At 32.5% G+C, this 18,944-nt stretch carries 15 protein-coding genes and 1 pseudogene; 7 read left to right on the forward strand and 9 right to left on the reverse strand.

The annotated features are described in order from the left end of the window. Positions 1 to 10: 10 nt before the first annotated feature. The 3 genes from ABH957_RS09455 to ABH957_RS09465 all read right to left on the reverse strand — a co-directional run bounded on the left by ABH957_RS09455 (position 11) and on the right by ABH957_RS09465 (position 5,529). The gene (locus tag ABH957_RS09455) at positions 11 to 2,689 is read right to left on the reverse strand and encodes a YfhO family protein (protein ID WP_404511049.1); all 2,679 of its coding nucleotides are present in this window, start codon (positions 2,687 to 2,689) and stop codon (positions 11 to 13) included. Positions 2,690 to 3,035: 346 nt separating this feature from the next. Next, positions 3,036 to 4,451 carry an oligosaccharide flippase family protein gene (locus ABH957_RS09460; protein WP_404454866.1) on the reverse strand — a complete coding sequence of 472 codons (1,416 nt, stop codon included), beginning with the start codon at positions 4,449 to 4,451 and terminating at the stop codon, positions 3,036 to 3,038. A 97-nt stretch (positions 4,452 to 4,548) separates the two neighbouring features. Then, a complete protein-coding gene (locus ABH957_RS09465; protein ID WP_404454863.1) occupies positions 4,549 to 5,529 on the reverse strand; it encodes a glycosyltransferase family 2 protein in 981 nt (326 codons plus the stop codon). A gap of 225 nt (positions 5,530 to 5,754) precedes the next feature. On the opposite strand from ABH957_RS09465, the gene ABH957_RS09470 reads away from it, so the two are divergent. Next, positions 5,755 to 7,032 (forward strand): glycosyltransferase family 39 protein, encoded by a 1,278-nt coding sequence (locus tag ABH957_RS09470; protein ID WP_404454860.1) that lies wholly within the window; start codon positions 5,755 to 5,757, stop codon positions 7,030 to 7,032. Between the two features lie 76 nt (positions 7,033 to 7,108). Here ABH957_RS09470 and ABH957_RS09475 read toward each other — a convergent pair whose 3' ends face one another. The 3 genes from ABH957_RS09475 to ABH957_RS09485 form a co-directional block, all read right to left on the reverse strand. Continuing rightward, the gene (locus ABH957_RS09475; protein WP_070145695.1) at positions 7,109 to 7,465 is read right to left on the reverse strand and encodes a DUF2304 domain-containing protein; all 357 of its coding nucleotides are present in this window, start codon (positions 7,463 to 7,465) and stop codon (positions 7,109 to 7,111) included. A 6-nt stretch (positions 7,466 to 7,471) separates the two neighbouring features. Beyond that, positions 7,472 to 8,200 (reverse strand): glycosyltransferase family 2 protein, encoded by a 729-nt coding sequence (locus tag ABH957_RS09480; RefSeq protein ID WP_113936141.1) that lies wholly within the window; start codon positions 8,198 to 8,200, stop codon positions 7,472 to 7,474. 209 nt (positions 8,201 to 8,409) lie between these two features. Continuing rightward, the gene (locus ABH957_RS09485) at positions 8,410 to 8,922 is read right to left on the reverse strand and encodes an acyl-CoA thioesterase (RefSeq protein ID WP_002144630.1); all 513 of its coding nucleotides are present in this window, start codon (positions 8,920 to 8,922) and stop codon (positions 8,410 to 8,412) included. A 299-nt stretch (positions 8,923 to 9,221) separates the two neighbouring features. Here ABH957_RS09485 and ABH957_RS09490 point away from each other — a divergent pair, with 299 nt between their 5' ends. Beyond that, a complete protein-coding gene (locus ABH957_RS09490) occupies positions 9,222 to 10,535 on the forward strand; it encodes an ArnT family glycosyltransferase (protein WP_404454857.1) in 1,314 nt (437 codons plus the stop codon). Positions 10,536 to 10,602: 67 nt separating this feature from the next. Here ABH957_RS09490 and ABH957_RS09495 read toward each other — a convergent pair whose 3' ends face one another. The 3 genes and pseudogenes from ABH957_RS09495 to ABH957_RS09505 form a co-directional block, all read right to left on the reverse strand. After that, complete coding sequence (locus tag ABH957_RS09495; RefSeq protein WP_002184479.1) at positions 10,603 to 11,304, reverse strand: methyl-accepting chemotaxis protein; 702 nt, start codon at positions 11,302 to 11,304, stop codon at positions 10,603 to 10,605. 99 nt (positions 11,305 to 11,403) lie between these two features. Next, positions 11,404 to 11,901 (reverse strand): annotated as a pseudogene (locus ABH957_RS09500) (protoglobin family protein); the annotation flags it as partial. 124 nt (positions 11,902 to 12,025) lie between these two features. Further along, positions 12,026 to 12,658 (reverse strand): trimeric intracellular cation channel family protein, encoded by a 633-nt coding sequence (locus ABH957_RS09505; RefSeq protein WP_000924380.1) that lies wholly within the window; start codon positions 12,656 to 12,658, stop codon positions 12,026 to 12,028. A 496-nt stretch (positions 12,659 to 13,154) separates the two neighbouring features. Here ABH957_RS09505 and ABH957_RS09510 point away from each other — a divergent pair, with 496 nt between their 5' ends. The 5 genes from ABH957_RS09510 to ABH957_RS09530 all read left to right on the forward strand — a co-directional run bounded on the left by ABH957_RS09510 (position 13,155) and on the right by ABH957_RS09530 (position 18,870). Next, positions 13,155 to 14,627 carry an O-antigen ligase family protein gene (locus ABH957_RS09510; protein ID WP_404442484.1) on the forward strand — a complete coding sequence of 491 codons (1,473 nt, stop codon included), beginning with the start codon at positions 13,155 to 13,157 and terminating at the stop codon, positions 14,625 to 14,627. 95 nt (positions 14,628 to 14,722) lie between these two features. Then, positions 14,723 to 15,832: a glycosyltransferase family 4 protein gene (locus ABH957_RS09515; protein ID WP_088033868.1), complete on the forward strand. Its 1,110-nt coding sequence runs from the start codon at positions 14,723 to 14,725 to the stop codon at positions 15,830 to 15,832. 21 nt (positions 15,833 to 15,853) lie between these two features. Then, positions 15,854 to 16,594 carry a WecB/TagA/CpsF family glycosyltransferase gene (locus ABH957_RS09520; protein WP_002016406.1) on the forward strand — a complete coding sequence of 247 codons (741 nt, stop codon included), beginning with the start codon at positions 15,854 to 15,856 and terminating at the stop codon, positions 16,592 to 16,594. A gap of 151 nt (positions 16,595 to 16,745) precedes the next feature. Then, positions 16,746 to 17,945: an MFS transporter gene (locus ABH957_RS09525; RefSeq protein WP_002016404.1), complete on the forward strand. Its 1,200-nt coding sequence runs from the start codon at positions 16,746 to 16,748 to the stop codon at positions 17,943 to 17,945. A 208-nt stretch (positions 17,946 to 18,153) separates the two neighbouring features. Beyond that, positions 18,154 to 18,870 carry a LytR/AlgR family response regulator transcription factor gene (locus ABH957_RS09530; protein WP_002089871.1) on the forward strand — a complete coding sequence of 239 codons (717 nt, stop codon included), beginning with the start codon at positions 18,154 to 18,156 and terminating at the stop codon, positions 18,868 to 18,870. The last annotated feature ends 74 nt before the right edge of the window (positions 18,871 to 18,944 follow it).

Here is an 18,944-nt window from a genome sequence, read left to right on the forward strand (position 1 = left end):
TCACTTTATTTTAATAACTTTTTTTAAAACGACTTTTAAATTTTTTATATCGATCCTTATCTCCAAGAACTAGAAGCGAGATACAAATGATAAATGAAATGATAGAAATAACGAGACCCATTTTGAAATAAGGTGTGACGTATTTCATTTCAACTACATGCTGCCCTTTTGAAATAGGAACACCAATAAAGGAAGAATTAGCCTTCGTAAACTCAGTTTCTTTACCGTCAACCTGTATCGACCATCCTTTACTATACGGTACAGATAAATATAGTAATCCATCTTTAGTAGAATTAATATTACCTTTTAAGTAGTTACCTTTATAGTAAATATTTTGTAGGCTATTTTCTTTTAAAGTATTCACTTTTTTCGGGACAGTTTTATAGTTGGTACTGTTGACTTGTAAGTCTTTCAACTCGTATTGGCCAGGAGTAGGGATAGAAATGATTAGCTCAGTTGGCTTCGCATCTTTTCCTAAATTGTAAACAAATCTTTCTAACGGGTAAGCATAAGCTCCATCTTCATTACCTTTTATCATAGATTTGTCATTCACAGTAACCCCAAATGATTCCTTATTTATATTTCTAATTTTAATTTCAACAAGGAGATCACCTAACATATCGGTATTATCAACAGGTACTATTATACGCCCATTTTCATGAACAGTGAGTATATCTTTCTCTTTATCTATATTTTCCCACTTAATTTTATTTGGATTAATCTTAATTTGTTTTGAATCTAGCTGTTTTGTATTAAATTGTTTTAACGGAAGACTTCCAACATTATCTACAACTACAGCATCTAATAAAAGTTGATCTCTCTCAGCAAAATTAAGTTTTGAAAATTCTTCATCACTTATTCCAGCTTCGTATACATAGCCTAATGGTAGTGCAAATTCGTTTTTATAAATGTTGTAAGGACCTACTTGTTGTAAATATTTATAACCATACGGAATATCAGTTTTATTAGCACCTTCACTTAATACATAATATTTTACCCCTAGCATGTTCTCAAGGAATAGTCGTTTATCTAACTGGAAGAACATAGATGGACTATCATATCCTTGGAAAACATTGTACTTATTTTTCATAAAGTCATGAACATCACGATTGACTAAGCTTTGATAAGTACTTGTACCATGATAACCTTGCAGCATCGGTGTATTCTTATAATTATTGTTTGGATTGATAATTCGATAAAAATCTTTATCTTGATTTTGTATATAATGAATTGCGTCAATTTCATCCTTATTATCGAGACCTGGACCATGTAATGATTCTTTTGTTGCGCCTGCTTGATTAAAGTGTTTACTAAGAGCTGTATCTGCATAGATGTAATTAATACATATTACATTGACCAGTACATTCAATATAATGAAAGATTGTAAGACTGCTTTTGACAAATAGCGCCATAGTAATATTGTAATAATAGATAAAACAGTAGTACCGATTAAAATTTTATCAATCGTTTCTAGTGGTTGTCCGTTTATATTTACTTTTCTATAGACTGCGTAAATAAATAGTGCTGTTGCTAGCAAAGGACCTATTAAAGAGTTGACCTTCTTTTTGTTAAGTAGCATCCAATCTAAAATGTAGGCGGCAGTTTGCGCAACTACAAATGCAAATAAGTAAAACCATCTGTATTGCATAGCGGAAAAGCCATTAAATACGGAATACGTATATGGAAGCATATATAGAACTAACATAAACCCAGTAAAGAGTAACTTATTTGTGACAAGTTTATTGCGTATTAGAAGCGCACTTGTAATAAGGAAGAGGATGAAAACTGGGAATGCGAGCTGATAATCCTCTGTATTATTAATGAAAAAGATACTTTCTATTAAGTTTTTATAAAACGTATCTTCAAAAAATAATGGAATAGTAAATTTTGTAGCTAGTCGATCTGAACTAAATACCCCATTTACAGATGGTATAAAGCAAACAGCGGCTAAACCTAGTGATAAAGAATATAGGAAAGAAATTCTAATATAATAAGTTATAAATGTTTTAATTGTTTTATTCTGCTGTGTAGCAAAATATTGGAAAAAGGCATAAATATAGATGAAAATACTAGTAATGAAAGCGAAATAGAAATTTGATGCAAGCATAAGTGCTGTTGCAAGCAGGAATAATCCCTTTTTTCGCTCTAAAATATATTTATCTAATCCCCATATTACTAAAGGTAAAAACACTATAGCATCTGCCATGAAATCCCATAATAAAGAATGGCGAATAAAAGTCACACATCCTCCATATATAATGGCAGAAATGAAAGAAGAAAAAATAGTTTTATTATGATAACGTAAAGAACCATACATGAATAACATCGCTAATGTACTTTTTAAAATACTCATATATAGCTTCATCTCAAAGATTTGGTCAAAATTTAGTTTAGGAAGTAGAAGCGTAAGCCAGAAAAATGGTGCTGTACTATAGTAATAACTAAATTCCCCGAATAAATCTCCACCTAAGCCATAATCCCAAGACCAAAATAAATTCCCATCTTTAAATGCATGTTGTAAAAGGAATGTAAAGAAGCTGAATTGTGATAATGCATCTCCCGTACTAGAAAATACACTGTCTGATTTTAAGAAAAAGTAATGAAAAGCAAATGCACATATTATTAATAATGGAATGATAATAAGTGTGCTTTTAGTAAAAAATGTTCTTTTATTTACCTCTGAAGTCATTAAATGAATAAGCCTCCCCAATACAATTATTAAGATTTAATCCATATTCTCCATATTTAGATATTGTCTTATAATGAAGAAAAACTATGGATGAATCGACGATTTTTAACGGTAGTAATAAAGTTTTCTGTTGTGTAATTTATGGTGTAACGAGTTAATGTTTGTATAAAAGATTAACTGTGAATTGCTTTAATACTAGGTGTTGTACATCTAGGGCTGTTCGTTTCCAAGTATAATCATTCCAGAAAGGCAAGTCAATTTAAGATATGGATTGAAAACAGGGCTCATTCTAAGTGAAGAAGATAAAATAAAAACTTCAAATTAAATTTGAAGTTTTTATTTTTATTTATTTTCGAGCCAGCTTTTTATTTATAAATCCTAAAATCAATCCACGTATTTGTGGGTCAATGGCAAGACCGATAATACCGTACAATATACCAGTAAGTGTTAAAGCTATTAGTGGGGGTAAGTTAATTAATGCTGTACGGTATATTGCGTAACTGATTATAAACGCTAGTGCATTGAATATTATTCCTTTGAATAGTAATGAAAAACCTTTGCGAACGAATAAAGTAAATCCGATCAATAATGTAATCTCGGTAATGATCGCAGCTGCCGCAGCTCCCATCATTCCAAATTGGCTGCCTAATGCGATGTAACTTATGATAGCGACAGCTAATCCAATTCCCATCGTTGTCGCACGCTTCCACTGTTGACCAATAGTTGTTAAATTATCAGCAAGTGGATAGTTGATAGATTGTAAAATAACCATAAAGGCTAAGATTGCAAGAGCATCACCAGCTGGTGCATATTCTTTGCCTAATAAAGTAACAATCCAAAAACTTGGATCGGCGATAAATGGAATCGAGATTCCCATCCCTAAGAAAGACATAAGTTTTAATTCGAACTGAGATAGCTTTCTATGTTCATCAATATTCTTTTCATTTCCAAAAGCAAATAACTTTGGGTAAAAGGCAGCTGCAATCACACCAGGTATTTGATAAAGTACGGCAGGTATTTTATAGGCAGCCCCAAAGAATCCAACTTGCTCATGTGTTGAAACTTTTTCTAATATAATAGGACCTAACTGCGGTAAAAGCATAATGATAATGCCATTGATTGTGAAAATAAGCAGTTGATCTAAAATACCTTTGTCCCAGCCTTTATGAACTGTTGTATGGCGGAGCACCATTATGAAGGCGATGACTCCTGTTATAAGACTAGAGACCCCGTACATGGCAGCGACCATCATAAGTGACCATTTAAATGACATTCCTAGTAGAAGCGCAGCTGCGGCTGTTACACCTTGTAGTACAGAAATAATCGCTGTAAATTGCATACGTTCTGTTACTTGGAAATAAGCCATTCCAACGCCTTGTAAAGTTGCTCCAAACATTGTCGGTAGTACAACCCAATATACCATGGCACGTAAGTAGGCATCCGTATAGAAGAACTGAGCAAAAATAGCGAAGAGTACAGAAATTACGACAGCTAATACGAAACGAATACGTAAATAACTACTGATTAATACGCTAATGTTAGCGCCGCTTCTTGTTCCTTCACGCATAAACGTATGTGTCAAGCCTGCATCTGTAAAATAACAAATGACAGCGGAAACTGCTAATGCAACTGTAAACATCCCATACTCATCTGGTGAAACATATCTTGCAAAGAGAATCGTCGCAATAGCAAGTACAAATCGAACCGTAATATTTCCTACAAAGAGGTAGGAGGCATTTTTAAGGATTTTGTTTGTTTTCATGGAAAAAGACCTTTCTATTCTTTAGGACCTTGTTAGTTTGTCCTATTTGTAAATTTGATTTGTTTATGGAAAGAGAGGTGAGTACTATATTTTCGGTTTAAGAAAACAGAAATTTAATTCGTACAAACCAAAGCATTGCATATAGTTTTTTACTACGCTTTCCGTTTTTTGAATAGATTTTACGGCAATATTTCTTTATATCTTTTTTGATTAATTGAACTTGGGAATTATCTAATTGAGAGTTTTCTTTAATGTATATACAAGCATTATTGATAACCGTATAAGGGAATAAATAGGTCTCAAGAATCTCAATAAGTGACTGAGGGTCTTTCGTAATGAAGTCTTGAGATTTATTATGTACCCAGTCTTTCATACGATTGAATACTTCCAGTTCTTTAGTTGTTTTTAATTCGTAATCTTTATATTTAGAAGAAAGATTTCCTTCTGATAAAATTCGATAATATGTCAAATATTCATCTACATAGCATACGTTTGTTACGCTCATTAATTTAAATAGAAACTCCAAGTCTTCTCCCCAGCTACATCCTGGTGTAAAACGGATATTATGATTCATTGCGATAGAGCGTTTGAAAACCCAAGTACTTGTTTGAGCAACAACTTGGTGTGTTAAGAATGCTTTTGCCATATCACCTTTAATAAAGTTTGTTGTATGATCAACCTTTTCGCCTGTTTCTTCGTAGAAATTCATATAACCACAATAGCACGCGTCCATGTTGTTTTTATGCATACTCTCGATTTGTTTCTCAATTTTAGTTGGATGCCATAAGTCGTCACTATCAAGGAAAGCGACGTATTCTCCGCTAGCATTTTCAATTCCTGTATTACGAGCTACTGAAACACCTTGGTTTTTTTGGTGAACGTATTTTACTTGACCCGGATATTTTTCTGCAAGATTTTTTACGATAGAAGGTGATTGATCTTTACTTCCATCATCTACAATTACAATTTCAATGTTTTTATATGTTTGATCCAGTATTGACTGCATCGTTTCTTCAATATATTTTTCTGTGTTATACAGGGGTATGACAACAGAAACAAGTTGTTTTTGTTCCATCATAGAATTTTTATCTCCTCAAATTTTTTATGTCTTGCACCATATATACAAGCCTTTTGAAAGGAAGAAGATTACAAGAACATCTGTATCAGTTTAACGCATATAAACTTTGTAAATCAACTTTCTATTATTGTACTTTGTATAAAAAGTATTTATTATAGAATATATTGTCTTGTAAAAATATAGAAACATAATTTGAAAATTATGTATTTGAAAGGAGAAGATGAGATGTTAAGGCGATTTACTCGCAAATCTAATGTAATCCTTTTAGGGATTATTATGATAGTCGGTTTTGCGCTTCGTTTTGCAACTTTACAAACACATGGTGCAGATTTGACTATAGCTAGCGATGATATTGGTTATCAAAAAACGGCAACCATTTTATTGGAAACAGGAATGTTAACATATCATGAGCCGGATAAACCAACTATTCATATTATGCCAGGTTTTCCAGCGTTTTTAGCTACTGTATTTTACTTTTTTGGAAATGGTAATGAAGGCCTTTTTGTAGCTAAATTAATTATTATCCTATTAGGGGTACTTAGTATTTTACTAACTTATAAGATTGGTACTTATTTATTGAATCCCGCTGCAGGATTAATAGGTGCTTTCTTATTAGCTGTGTATCCTCCAGAGATTGTTATAGAAAATTTAACTTTAACAGAAGGACCGTTTTTATTCTTTTCATTGGGATTATTATATTGGAGCTTAAAATTAGCTGATACTCATAAAACGAAACATTTTCTAATTGTATTAATTTTCTACTTTTTAGCATTGTACTTACGCGTACAAGTTGCTTTATATCCAATACCATTATTTATATATCTCTTAATGAAGCGCTATCCATTCCGCGTTATGATGAAGCAAGCGATTATAAGTATAGGAATAGGACTTATCGTACTTGGACCATGGTGGGCCCGCAATTACATTCAATTTGATAAATTTATTCCACTAACTGCTGGGGCAGGGAATCCGTTATTACTTGGAACGTATCAAGGGAAAGGCTACCCAGAAGGTAAGGATATGGCAACACTTGAAATAGAATTACACGCAAAGTACCCTAACCTGGAAGCACATGAATTTATGGAATTAGAAGAAAAAATAGCGAAAGATAAAATGAAAGAATGGTGGAAAACAGATAAGACCTCCATGATAGAGAGTTATTTAATCTTGAAGCCAGAAATTATGTGGAAAAAACCGTATTATTCTATAGAGCATAATATTGAAGTATTCAATGTTTCTGCAAAGGATATGAATGAAATACATAATTTTATTAAGACGATGTTCTTAATATGTACAATACTTTCATTTATCTTCCTTTTAAAAAGGTGGAGAGAGACTACATTTTTATGGTCAATCCTTTTACTGCAAACAGCTTTAACATGCTTTTATGCTGCATATGAAAGATATGCATTACCATTAATCCCATTCTTATTTATTATAATTGGAGTAGGGACCGTGGCAACGGTTATGAAAATTAGTAAACTATTAATTAGAAACAAATAGTTTGAAATGAAAAGCCCCTTGATTCTTAGAAGAATCAAGGGGCTTTTTGCATATATTAGTATTTAAATGGAAAAAATTATTCGTTATCTGTTTCAGTTTGCGTTACGTTTAATTTTTGCTTTAATAATGCATAATCTTGCGTTAATGTTACAAGTTGATGGTGTAGCTTAGAAATTTTTCTTGTTAGGTCAAAAATTAAGATGAAACAGAATAATAATCCAAATAAGAATAAAATGGATGGTGGATATTCTACTTTTAATAGTTTTCCAATCCAATTTATAATTTTATCAGTAGAACTTAAAATAGCCATTGCAACACAAACGAAAATCCACAAAATAGCATATTTTGTTTCTAAAGTCCCGCGACGAATAGAATTAATAATTAAGAAGAATAATAACAAAATAAAGATGAATGAAAAGGTAATTATATGCATTCACTATCAACCTTTCACGATTTTTTGCATCAATATAGCAAGGCTTACTTTAACCATGTAATATGCAGATTTAAGAGGTGTGATGGAAGATTGTCCACCTTGTCGCTCTTGCATATTTACAGATATCTCATTAATGCGAAGTTTTTTCTTTTTTAAATGAATAAGGACTTCTGGCTCTGGATAATCTTTTGGATAATTGTGTGCAAAAATCTTAATTACTTCTCGATTGATAGCACGATATCCAGAAGTTGGATCCATAAATGTTTGTTTCGTTAACACTTTCAATAGGGCGGTAAAATAAAAAATACCGATTCTTCTTGAAATACTACCTTTATAAGCTGTTTTTTCTGTAAAGCGTGAACCTAGCACCATATCGCATTGGCCTTCAGCAATAGGCTGTATAATTTTGTATAAATCATCCGGATTATGTTGTCCATCAGCATCGAACTGAATTGCAATATCATATCCATTCTCATATGCGTATTTATAGCCAGTTTGTACAGCTGAACCGATGCCCAGATTATATGGTAAATTAATAAGATGAACAGGGAAATTTTTTACGATTTGAGCTGTTTTATCTTGTGAACCATCATTAATAACGCAAATGCTTAATCTTGTAAAATGTTGTTTTAGTTCTAATAATCTTGTTAATGTATCTGCAATTGCTTCTTCCTCATTATATGCTGGAATAATAATTAGCGTTTTTGGTATTGAAATTGGTACCTCGATAGACATTATCGCACCACTCCTTACATATTTAACTACATTATGGTTATTTTCAAACAACTTTACTTAATATACCATTAATAGTATAAGGAAATAAAGGAAAAACTAATGGGTGACTTTAGGAGGGGGCCACTGAATATATAGGCAAGAAATAGTATTTTTTATAATAAAAAATACATGCAAGGAAGAGCCCGTGCATGTATGATGAGAAGATTATGTTAAATATTCCAAGGCTTACTTAAAGTTAAAACTTCAGCCATCTCTTTACTTTTTAAACGTCCCTTTTTTCGATTTTCCGCGCGTTCTAAACCGGTTGTGTGTAACCAATGTTCTTCCTTAGTTTCAGGGAGTACTTGTGGTACGGACGAAGGCTTTCCATCTTTTATTGCCACAAATGTAATGAAGCAAGTAGCAGCAATTCTACGTTCGCCTGCTAATAAATTCTCTGCAATTACTTTTACGAAAACTTCCATTGAAGATTTCCCTGTATAACATACAAATGCTTCATAACAAACAGAATCTGCTTGGTGAATTGGAGTTAAAAAATCAACGGAATCGATAGATGCTGTTACGCAATGTTTGCGGCTATGTCTCGCAGCTGCAATTGAAGCAATACTATCAATTTCTGCTAATAATTTTCCTCCGAAAAGTGTTTGGTGATTATTTAAATCGTTCGGAAAAACACGTGTTGTTTTAATTGCTTTTGATTCTCGCATGAATTTCTTTTCCATATATTCAGCCCCTATAGTCTGTTTTCAATCAGAATGAAATGTGTAAGTGGAATACTCATATTAGATACTTAATGAAGTAAAGTGTATTCTAAAAGATGATTAGTTAAACTTCTGTATTTGTATTCATGTAACTGAAAGAAAATTTATTTTATCTAAAATGTAGTGTAAAAGAGGATTCGCTTACATTGCAAGTGAAAAAGTAATGACCATGTATTTGTCATAGAAATTCCCTGTTAACCTTGTGCCTATTCATGATAGAATCGTTTTGTTATGAATGGAAATAGAGGTGCAATGGACATATGAATCATATAAGAACAAATTTTTCTTCTTTCTTTAGTAAAATAATGATTGGTACGATACTCGCATTTTTTGTTTATAGTTGTTGGTCGGCTTTTGAAACAAGTAAGCAATTTTTTGGAGGAAGTACAACAAGTATTACAATCGTATTAGTGATTTTTATTATTCTTATTTTGTTAATAGCATCGATTTTGCAATATCGTTTTACAGATAAGCAATTTCTTATTTTTCTTATAAGCATATCTATAGTTGCAAGACTGATTACAGTTCTATTTGTAGACAGTCCGATGATAGGTGATATGAAAGCTATGTATGAGTCTGCAAAGCAGATTGCAATTGGCAATAATATAGAAAATATAGCACAGTTACCTTTTATTATTTATGAATCGATCATCATTCGTATATTTGGTGATACGGTATTCGCTTTACAATTATTTAATATTTTATTTTGTACAGGAACTGCATTTTTCATTTATTGCATTGCGTCAATGGTCTTTGGAGAAGAGTGTGGTCGTATTGCATCAATGTTTTACGCTTTATATATTCCAAATATATTTATGAGTTCTGTATTAACGGCGGAATCACTCGCAATATTTTTATTTTATTGTGCTTGTTACATATTTTTATATAAGGGATTAGACCATCCTTATATGTGGGTAATTTCAGCCATTTTATTTGCGCTTAGCAATATGATTTTCCCGATGGGGTTATTTTCACCTATTTTTATAGCTGCATATGTGCTGTTAATTGAAGTATTTCAATCAGGGGCGAAACAAAAATTACTATTAAAAATGATAGGACTCCTTATTGTATTTTATAGTACTCATTTTGGTGTGAGTTATGGTATCAAGATGATGGGAATGTCACAGTATACAATTTCTAATGAGACTTATGTTCAAACTGTTTTAATTGGAAAAAGTCAAAGTGAAGAAAAAATATTCAAAAATCAAAGTGTAAAAGAGCATATTGATCAAGAGTTAAAAGAAATTGAAGAAGAAAGATTTAAACCCTTAAAACCGGTTATTAACAAATTTTCAGATGAGGGAACAAACTCTATTCTATTTAAAAGTGAAAAGCTTATATATATAGTGGTGACATTGTTTATGGCCATAGCTTTATTACATTTTCTAATCAAGAAACAACAAAATGAAGGATATATGTTGTTTGTATTATTAATTACCGGATATGTGTCGTTAAGGCTCTTCCGAGTAGATATGGCATATTATAATATCAGTATGCCAGCCTTGTTTATTTTACAAAGCTTTGGCGTTTATATGAGTTATTTTTATTGCCAAAAAATATTTTTCAGAAAATAAAAGAATCCATTTTGGATTCTTTTTTTGTAGATGGATGATAAGGATGAATGCAAAGTGGAGATTCGTCTTATCGGTTTAGTTCTAGTTGTAAATTATCCGCTGTTAAGGCCATTGTTGAGGAATCGTCTTGAATACTCTTCATTACTTGTGAGATAGTCTCTAATTCATTTTCAATTTTTTTATTTTGTTCTTTAGAGTTAGACATATCTTTTACGATTTCTTGGAAATATTGATCTGTCGCATGCATACTATCTGTCCCTTCAGATACGAGAGAGCTTATTTGTTCCACGGAAGAAGAGACGTGTATAATTTGTTCATTAGTTTTTTCAACGAGTTTTGTAACGTTGGAAATTGATTCTTTCGTTTGCTCTGATAACTTTCGGATTTCTCCCGCTACGACTGAAAAACCTTTACCAAATTCGCCAGCACGTGCAGATTCAATAGCAGCATTTAATGCTAGTAAATTTGTTTGCTCGGCGATTGATTTTACAATATCAATGATTTCGTTAATTTTGTTAGAAATATCAAGAAGCTCATGAGTATCAGTAATGATAGTTTCCATATTCGTTTGGATGCTTTCCATTCGTTTGTTTTGCAGATTTAATTGTTCTTTTCCTTTATTGGCCTTTTCTTCTGATGTCGTAGCTAATGATGTACCTGTTTTTGCAATTCCTACGATACTTTCTGATTTAGATGTTAACTGTTGAATAGAAGAGCTTGTTTTTTCAGATACTGCTGCTAGTTCTGTTGCAATATGTGTAATCGTCATAGCTGTCAGTTCTTTTTCTTTTTCATGTTCTTTTTGGATTCTTTCATATTCGGATTCATAAGCTGCAATAACGAGTTCTTGTTCTAATGTTAATAATTTATTTATTACGTTTATAGAATAAGAAAAATCGTCTATCGTTGAAATTTTCGTTTGCAAAATCTTTATGACGGAGCGGAATAATTCTTGATAAGCAGCGGTATACCATTTTCTATGTAAACCAATTTGTACGTGCCTTTTTGCAATTCTAACACGTTGTTCAATAAAATCTTCATTCATATTCCCGCTGAACAATTCTTTAATATGTGTCTTTAAAGTTTGTTTTAATTTTGGAATAGAGCTGTAGCGTTCAATAACAGCAATTAAATTAGGTTGTTTTGTGATGTTGGTGTAGAATTTTTCTGTTATCCAATCTATTTCCTCATAAATAAATGGCTGTAATACTTTAACAATTTGTAAATCTTCCTTTGAAATATGTAGCATATCCATTTGAGTTTTTAGTTCAGAATTAGCAGGCACGTTAAATATGATTTGTTGGCCTTTGCTTAATTCAATTATACTGGTGTTTGTTTTATTTTTTTTAAAAACCCCAAGCATCATTCTTCCCCCTGTTTATAAAACGTTTTCATTTTTTTATTCTAATGTAATTATATATTTTTATATACAATTACTCTATAGTATATGGAATTGTATATAAATTAAGAGAATTCTATGCAGAATTCTCTTAATGGCCTTTATTAATTTTTGCATGTGTTTTAAAGAAAACTGGGAAATGTACATTATATATTACGGTGACTACACGAATAACGAATGTTATTAATAAACAAACATAGAAAGCTAAGACGTGTGCCCCCATTGCATGTGTAATTAGGAAACTAACTGCTCCTAAAATAGAAGCAATTGCATATATTTCTTTTCGGAATACATACGGGATATCTTGAGCGCAAATGTCGCGTAAAATACCGCCCCCAATACCTGTAATAACTCCCATTGAAACGACTAAAAACGAGGCGTCAACGTGATGTGACATTGCTGCATTTGCACCAATAGCTGTAAATACACCTAAACCAACAGCATCAGAAAGCATAATAACGACTTGAAGTTTATTAATGCGCTCAAAAAACATACATGTGAATAATGCTGATAGTACACTTACGAAAAAGTAAATGGGTTTTACAAATGCGACAGGAGGCAGGTTACCAATCATAATATCACGAATAATACCGCCGCCGAGCGCAGTAGCTACAGCTAAACAAAGGACACCAAATAAATCTAGATCTTTTTTCAAACCAACTAATGTACCAGAAATGGCAGCGGCGATAATGCCAAGAAACGTAAATATATCGATTAATAACATGGCTTTAATTCCTTCCTCTTAAAGATGTTCCAGAGAAAAAATATACACTAAAGTTTTGGAAATAACAATTACTTTTCGCTACATGTAGAAAAATGGATGAAATAGCTAAAGAAAGCGTTTGAAAATGCTTGATAAGTAGCGATAAAGTAAAGTGAAAAAGTGTGGGAAGATTCATTGCATAGTTTTTTTGATGTAGCTTAGTTAGAGGGATGGTACAATAGGAGAAGTCCGTTTTGTACATTTGTATAAAATGATAAAAAAATATTTCTGTACGGTCGAAAATAAGTGTATATGTGTTAGATAGTTTTTATAGGGATAGGGAAGGATAGCTAAAAGACAATGTTTTCGGTTACTAATAATGCTGGATTTGACTAGTTTCGGCATGAAAAATAGTTCTCAATTTAAATATGAGTTATGTTATAATTGCTAGGTATGTTTAAACAGTAGAAAACTATGATTAAAAGATAATGTGAAGATTTTGTATGGAGGTCTTGGAATGTTAGCAAATCAAGCTAGGGTTAGATTTGAGCATTTTTTGCTCATTTTTATTATTTTACAGCCTGTTTTAGATTTATTAACGTCTCTTAGCATTGAGTTATTAAAAGTAAATGCGACAGTTGGAATTATGGTAAGATTCCTCATTATGGCAATGGGTGGTATTTATATTTTAATTCAGGCAAAAGAAAGAGAAAATAGGAAGTTTTTGATTTATCTTGTATTACTAGGAGCTATATTAGGAATAGGATTTATTAATAATAAGTTAATCAAGAGTCCTATTGTAATCGCAGAAGAAGTTAAATTCATTGGAAAAGCATTATATATATATATTATGCTTGTTTCATACATTTTAGCTTTAAAATCACTGAAGAAGACAGTAAATATTAGCGATAAAGTTAGAAATAACATTGTGTATTCAACATTAATTATTAATGCTATTATGGTTATTTCTATTACAACTTCTACAGACTTTGGAAGTTATGAGTGGATGAAGGTTGGTTCCCGAGGATGGTTCTATGCAGGTAATGAACTAGGGTCAATCTTAGCTATTATTTTCCCTATTGTGGTATTATATTCTATTCAAAAAACAAAGAGCGTGAAGCACGTTTTATATTGGATTCCATCGCTTCTAATGATTTACTCTTTAATTCAAGTTGGTACGAAAGTAGGAATGGGCTCAATTGGTGCTACATTAGCGGCAGCAATTGGGATTATTGTACTACAATTATTATTTGATAGAAGAAATCCGAACAAAAAATCTCTTGCACTTAATGCATTAATTGCGATTGTCCTATTAGCTGGTGTAGTTGGAACATTTAAAATGACGCCATTAGCACAAAATATGGGCATTCATAATAACTATTTAGCAGAACAAAATGTAGCACAGCACGGTCAAAAAGAACAAGAAATTAAAGATAAACTGAAAAAAGAACAAGAAATTAAAGAAAAAGAAGAAAAACAACATAAAGTTGAGAAACCAGAAGAAAAGGCGAAGGTAGAAGCTGAAGTTAAGAAAGAGCTTGAGAAAGAGCAAAAGAAAGAAAATCAAGAGAATCTTATTTTCAGTGGACGTCAAGTATATGAAGAGAGACATAAGCAGTTCTTTAAAGAAGCGCCAACGTCACAAAAGTTATTAGGAATGGGTTATGCAGGTAACTATAAATATAATGAACAAAAGCAGCCAGATCCGAAGCTAATCGAAATGGACTTCCATGATTGGTTTTATGATTTCGGAATTATTGGTTTTGCGTTAATGATGATTCCATTTATTTATTACGGCGTAAGAATCCTACTAGCATTTATTACAAGATTTAAGGAAATATTTAATGTGAAATATGGAATGATTACAGCAAGCTTAGTATTAGCATTAGGTATTGCATATATTGCAGGACATATTTTGACAGCACCAGGAGTAGGGATTTACTTTGTAGTGGTGTTAGCTTATCTAATCGTAGATTTAGAAATTGAATGATAAAAATAAAAGCTAACTTTTGTTAGCTTTTATTTTTTAGTACAGTAAAATAAAGATAGATGGAAATGTAGCGAGGATTTAAAGGAGGAAAAAATATGAGGATATTGCATATGAATGCAGGAGCAGAAGATGGTGGAGGAAAAACACATATTATTTCACTGCTCGATCAATTTCCGAATGGTGAAGTAGAATTAGCAGTATTTGAAGATGGAATTGTTGCGAAAGAAGCAAGAGAGCTAGGAATAAAAGTTCATGTGTTTTCACAAAAATCTCGCTATGATTTATCCATTTTAAAGAACATAAGTGAATTCATTAATAAAGAAAAATTTGATGTAGTTCATACACACGGTCCTAGGGCGAATTTCTTTGTTTCTCTAATGAAGAAGAAATTCGCGGCAAAATGGGTTACGACAATTCATAGTGATCCATTTCAAGACTTTACTAAACAAGGCTTAAAAGGCTGGATTTTTACTAAATTAAATTTGAAAGCTTTAAAAAATATAGATTTATTTTTTGTTGTAACGAATAGGTTGAAAAAAAGCTTAGCCGCATTAGGTATTTCAAATGAAAAGATGCATGTTATCTATAACGGGATTGAATATGATCAGGAAAAAGCAGATGGCTATAATAAAAAGGAAATGTTTAATATTGATGAAGATGTGTTTACGGCAATCCAAGTAGCGCGTTTGCATCCTGTTAAAGGACATGAAGTTTTATTCGATGCGTTACAACAAACAAAATTGGAGAAAATTAAAGTGTTATTAGTTGGTGACGGGCCGTTAGAAAGAGAACTAAAGGCGTTAGCTACTGAAAAAGGGATTAATGATAAAGTTGAATTTTTAGGGCATCGTCAAGATGTGAAACAATTATTTGCTTCATCACATGTCAATTTGTTAACTTCCCATAGTGAAGGATTTCCATTAGTTTTATTAGAAGCGGCAAATCAACGTGTACCATCAATTGTGACTAGAGCTGGAGAAATCGAACCGTTAATTGCAGATGAAACTTATGGGTGGATTGTACCAACTGGTGATGGAAAAGCATTGGCATCGGCATTAGAAGAGGCGTATGATAAGTGGAAAACTGGAGAGTTATCAGTAATGGGCAAGCATATTTATGAGCATGCTACTATGAACTTCTCACTTCAAAAATTATATGAAGATACGAAAGAAACATATAAGCAATTAATAGCAAAAAACCTTTAATGATAGAGAGGATAGTTAAATATGGCAGTACAAACGGTTGATATTCTAGGTGTTCCTTTCTCAACAATGACAATGGATGAAACGGTCCAATATTTAAAGGAACAACTAGAATTGGAGCAAACTCATACTTTTCAGGTAGTAACAGCAAATCCTGAAATTGTTATGTGTGCAAAAAAGGATGAAGAGTTCCATAAAACATTACTAAATACCGATTTAATTACACCTGATGGTATTGGGGTTGTAAAAGCAAGTGGTATGCTTGGTACACCTGTAAAAGAACGTGTAGCAGGTTTTGATTTAATGTGTAATTTATTTGCGAAGTTATCAGAAGAGAATAAACCAGTATCTGTTTTCTTATTAGGTGCAAAACCACATGTTGTACAAGCCGCGGCTGATCATTTAACGAAGACATATTCGGCTGCATCTATCGTGGGGATACAAGATGGATATTTTAAACAAGAAGAAGAAGAGAATATTGTTTCACGTATTCAAGAGGCAAAACCAGATCTATTACTTGTCGCACTTGGCTTTCCAAGACAAGAAAACTTTATCCAAAACAATAAGCATCGTTTAGAAACGAAAATGGCTGTTGGAGTAGGCGGTAGTTTAGATGTGTGGGCTGGAGAGGTAAAGCGTGCGCCAAAATGGATTCAATCTATTCATTTAGAGTGGTTTTACAGATTATGTAGTAATCCAACACGTTGGCGTCGTCAGTTAGTATTAGCTGAATTTTTAAAAGAAGTAATGCGTTCAAAAAAGTAGCGGAACATCGCTACTTTTTTTTATTTATTTTTGATAAACATTTTACTTTTTGGGAATGATGAAGGGGAATTTTTTATAAGAAAGTATTTTACTTATGCAATACACACATGTAAAATGATGTGTAAAGACAGCTGTGTAAGGAGGACTTCTTGTGAGCAAGGTAAAAGAAATTTCGAAGCGAAAGCTACTTGGTATAGCAGGGCTTGGCTGGCTATTTGATGCAATGGATGTTGGAATGCTTTCATTTGTAATCGTAGCACTCCAAAAAGATTGGGGATTAAGTACTCAAGAAATGGGTTGGATAGGTAGCGTTAATTCAATTGGTATGGCAGTAGGAGCGCTCCTTTTTGGGATACTATCAGATAAAATAGGACGGAAATCAGTCTTTATTATTACATTATTACTATTTTCTATCGGTAGTGGTTTAACTGCTTTAACGACGACATTCGCGATGTTCCTCGTTTTACGCTTTTTAATTGGTATGGGACTTGGCGGGGAACTTCCAGTTGCATCTACTCTTGTATCAGAAAGTGTTGAAGCGCACGAACGTGGAAAAATAGTTGTACTATTAGAAAGCTTTTGGGCTGGTGGTTGGTTAATCGCAGCTCTTATCTCATATTTTGTTATTCCTAAATACGGTTGGGAAGTTGCTATGGTATTAAGTGCAGTTCCAGCGTTATATGCTTTATATTTAAGATGGAATTTACCCGATTCTCCAAGATTCCAAAAGGTTGCAAAAAGGCCATCTGTTATTGAAAATATAAAATCGGTTTGGTCTGGAGAATATCGTAAAGCAACAATTATGTTATGGATTCTATGGTTTTGTGTGGTCTTTTCCTATTATGGAATGTTCCTTTGGTTACCTAGTGTAATGGTACTGAAAGGCTTTAGTTTAATAAAAAGTTTTCAGTACGTACTCATTATGACTTTAGCTCAACTTCCAGGATATTTCACAGCTGCATGGTTTATTGAACGTCTTGGTCGTAAATTTGTATTGGTTACGTATTTAATTGGTACAGCATGTAGTGCTTATGTGTTCGGAATTGCGGATTCATTAACAGCATTAATAGTGGCGGGTATGTTACTATCCTTCTTTAATTTAGGTGCTTGGGGTGCATTATACGCTTATACACCGGAACAATATCCAACAACTATTCGCGGTACAGGTGCAGGAATGGCAGCTGCATTTGGGCGTATTGGTGGTATTCTTGGACCACTATTAGTAGGGTATTTAGTTGCTTCACAAGCTTCACTATCGCTAATATTTACGATTTTCTGTGGATCAATTTTAATTGGGGCACTTGCTGTAGTTATACTTGGTCAAGAAACGAAACAGAGGGAATTAGTATAAAGAGAAACCTTAATCAGTGGTGTTTTGTCCATCAACCACTGATTATTAGCCCGCACCAATCGGGATAAAGGAAAAGGGGAACCAAAGTGGTTTCCTTTTTTCTGTTTTTTTAGATAAATAATGGTATAGTAAGAAAAAGGGAATGTTTCTTACTAAAGCGAATGTATACAACAAGACATATGGACAAAGGAATTAGGTGGCTGGATAAATGAAAATCTTACTTATCATGGAAGAAACAGAAGAGCGAAGAAAATTAGTTGAGAACTTTACTGAAAACATTCGAAATGTAGAATGTTTTGAAGCGAAAACTGGAACAGAATCTTTGCTAATAATGAAAAAACATACACCTGATTTTGTTTTTTTAAATTCGCAATTAATGGATGGTACTGGTTTTGAATATTCGAGTTTGTTACGAGAAGTGAATTGTTATACGAAATTTATTTTTATTGGTGAGGATATAGAAGAGGCAATTACAGCTTTTCGTTTCCAAGCGTTTTATTATTTATTACGACCATTTCGTGAAGAAGATTTACAATTCATTTTATATAAAATGGGAAAAGAACAAGGTGAGAAAGCAAAGAGTCATCTGCGTAAACTGCCGATAGAAGGCCATGAGGGGATTAGATATATTCTCCCGGAGGATATTGTATATATTAGTAAAAATAAGGAAAATAAAACCGTTTCAATTTATACAACGAATAATCAGTATATTTCAACATACACACTCCAGGAATTAGAAAATAAACTAAATGCATATGATTTTTTACGTGTACATAAAAGCTATTTAATTAATATGTCATATGTACAAGAACTTAAACCTTATTATAATGGCACGTATAATTTGCATTTAGACAGGTATGATGAGCAACCGATTCCAGTAAGCCGTAATTATGTAAAACGGCTTCGAAATAAAATTGAGCTATGACAAGTAATGAGAGAATTTTAACATAATAGCCTAGAAATCCTTCATGATAAGGAGGATTCAAATTAAATATTCAG

Source organism: Bacillus sp. RC242, from assembly GCF_044908245.1.
Taxonomy (GTDB): Bacteria; Bacillota; Bacilli; order Bacillales; family Bacillaceae_G; genus Bacillus_A; species Bacillus_A mycoides.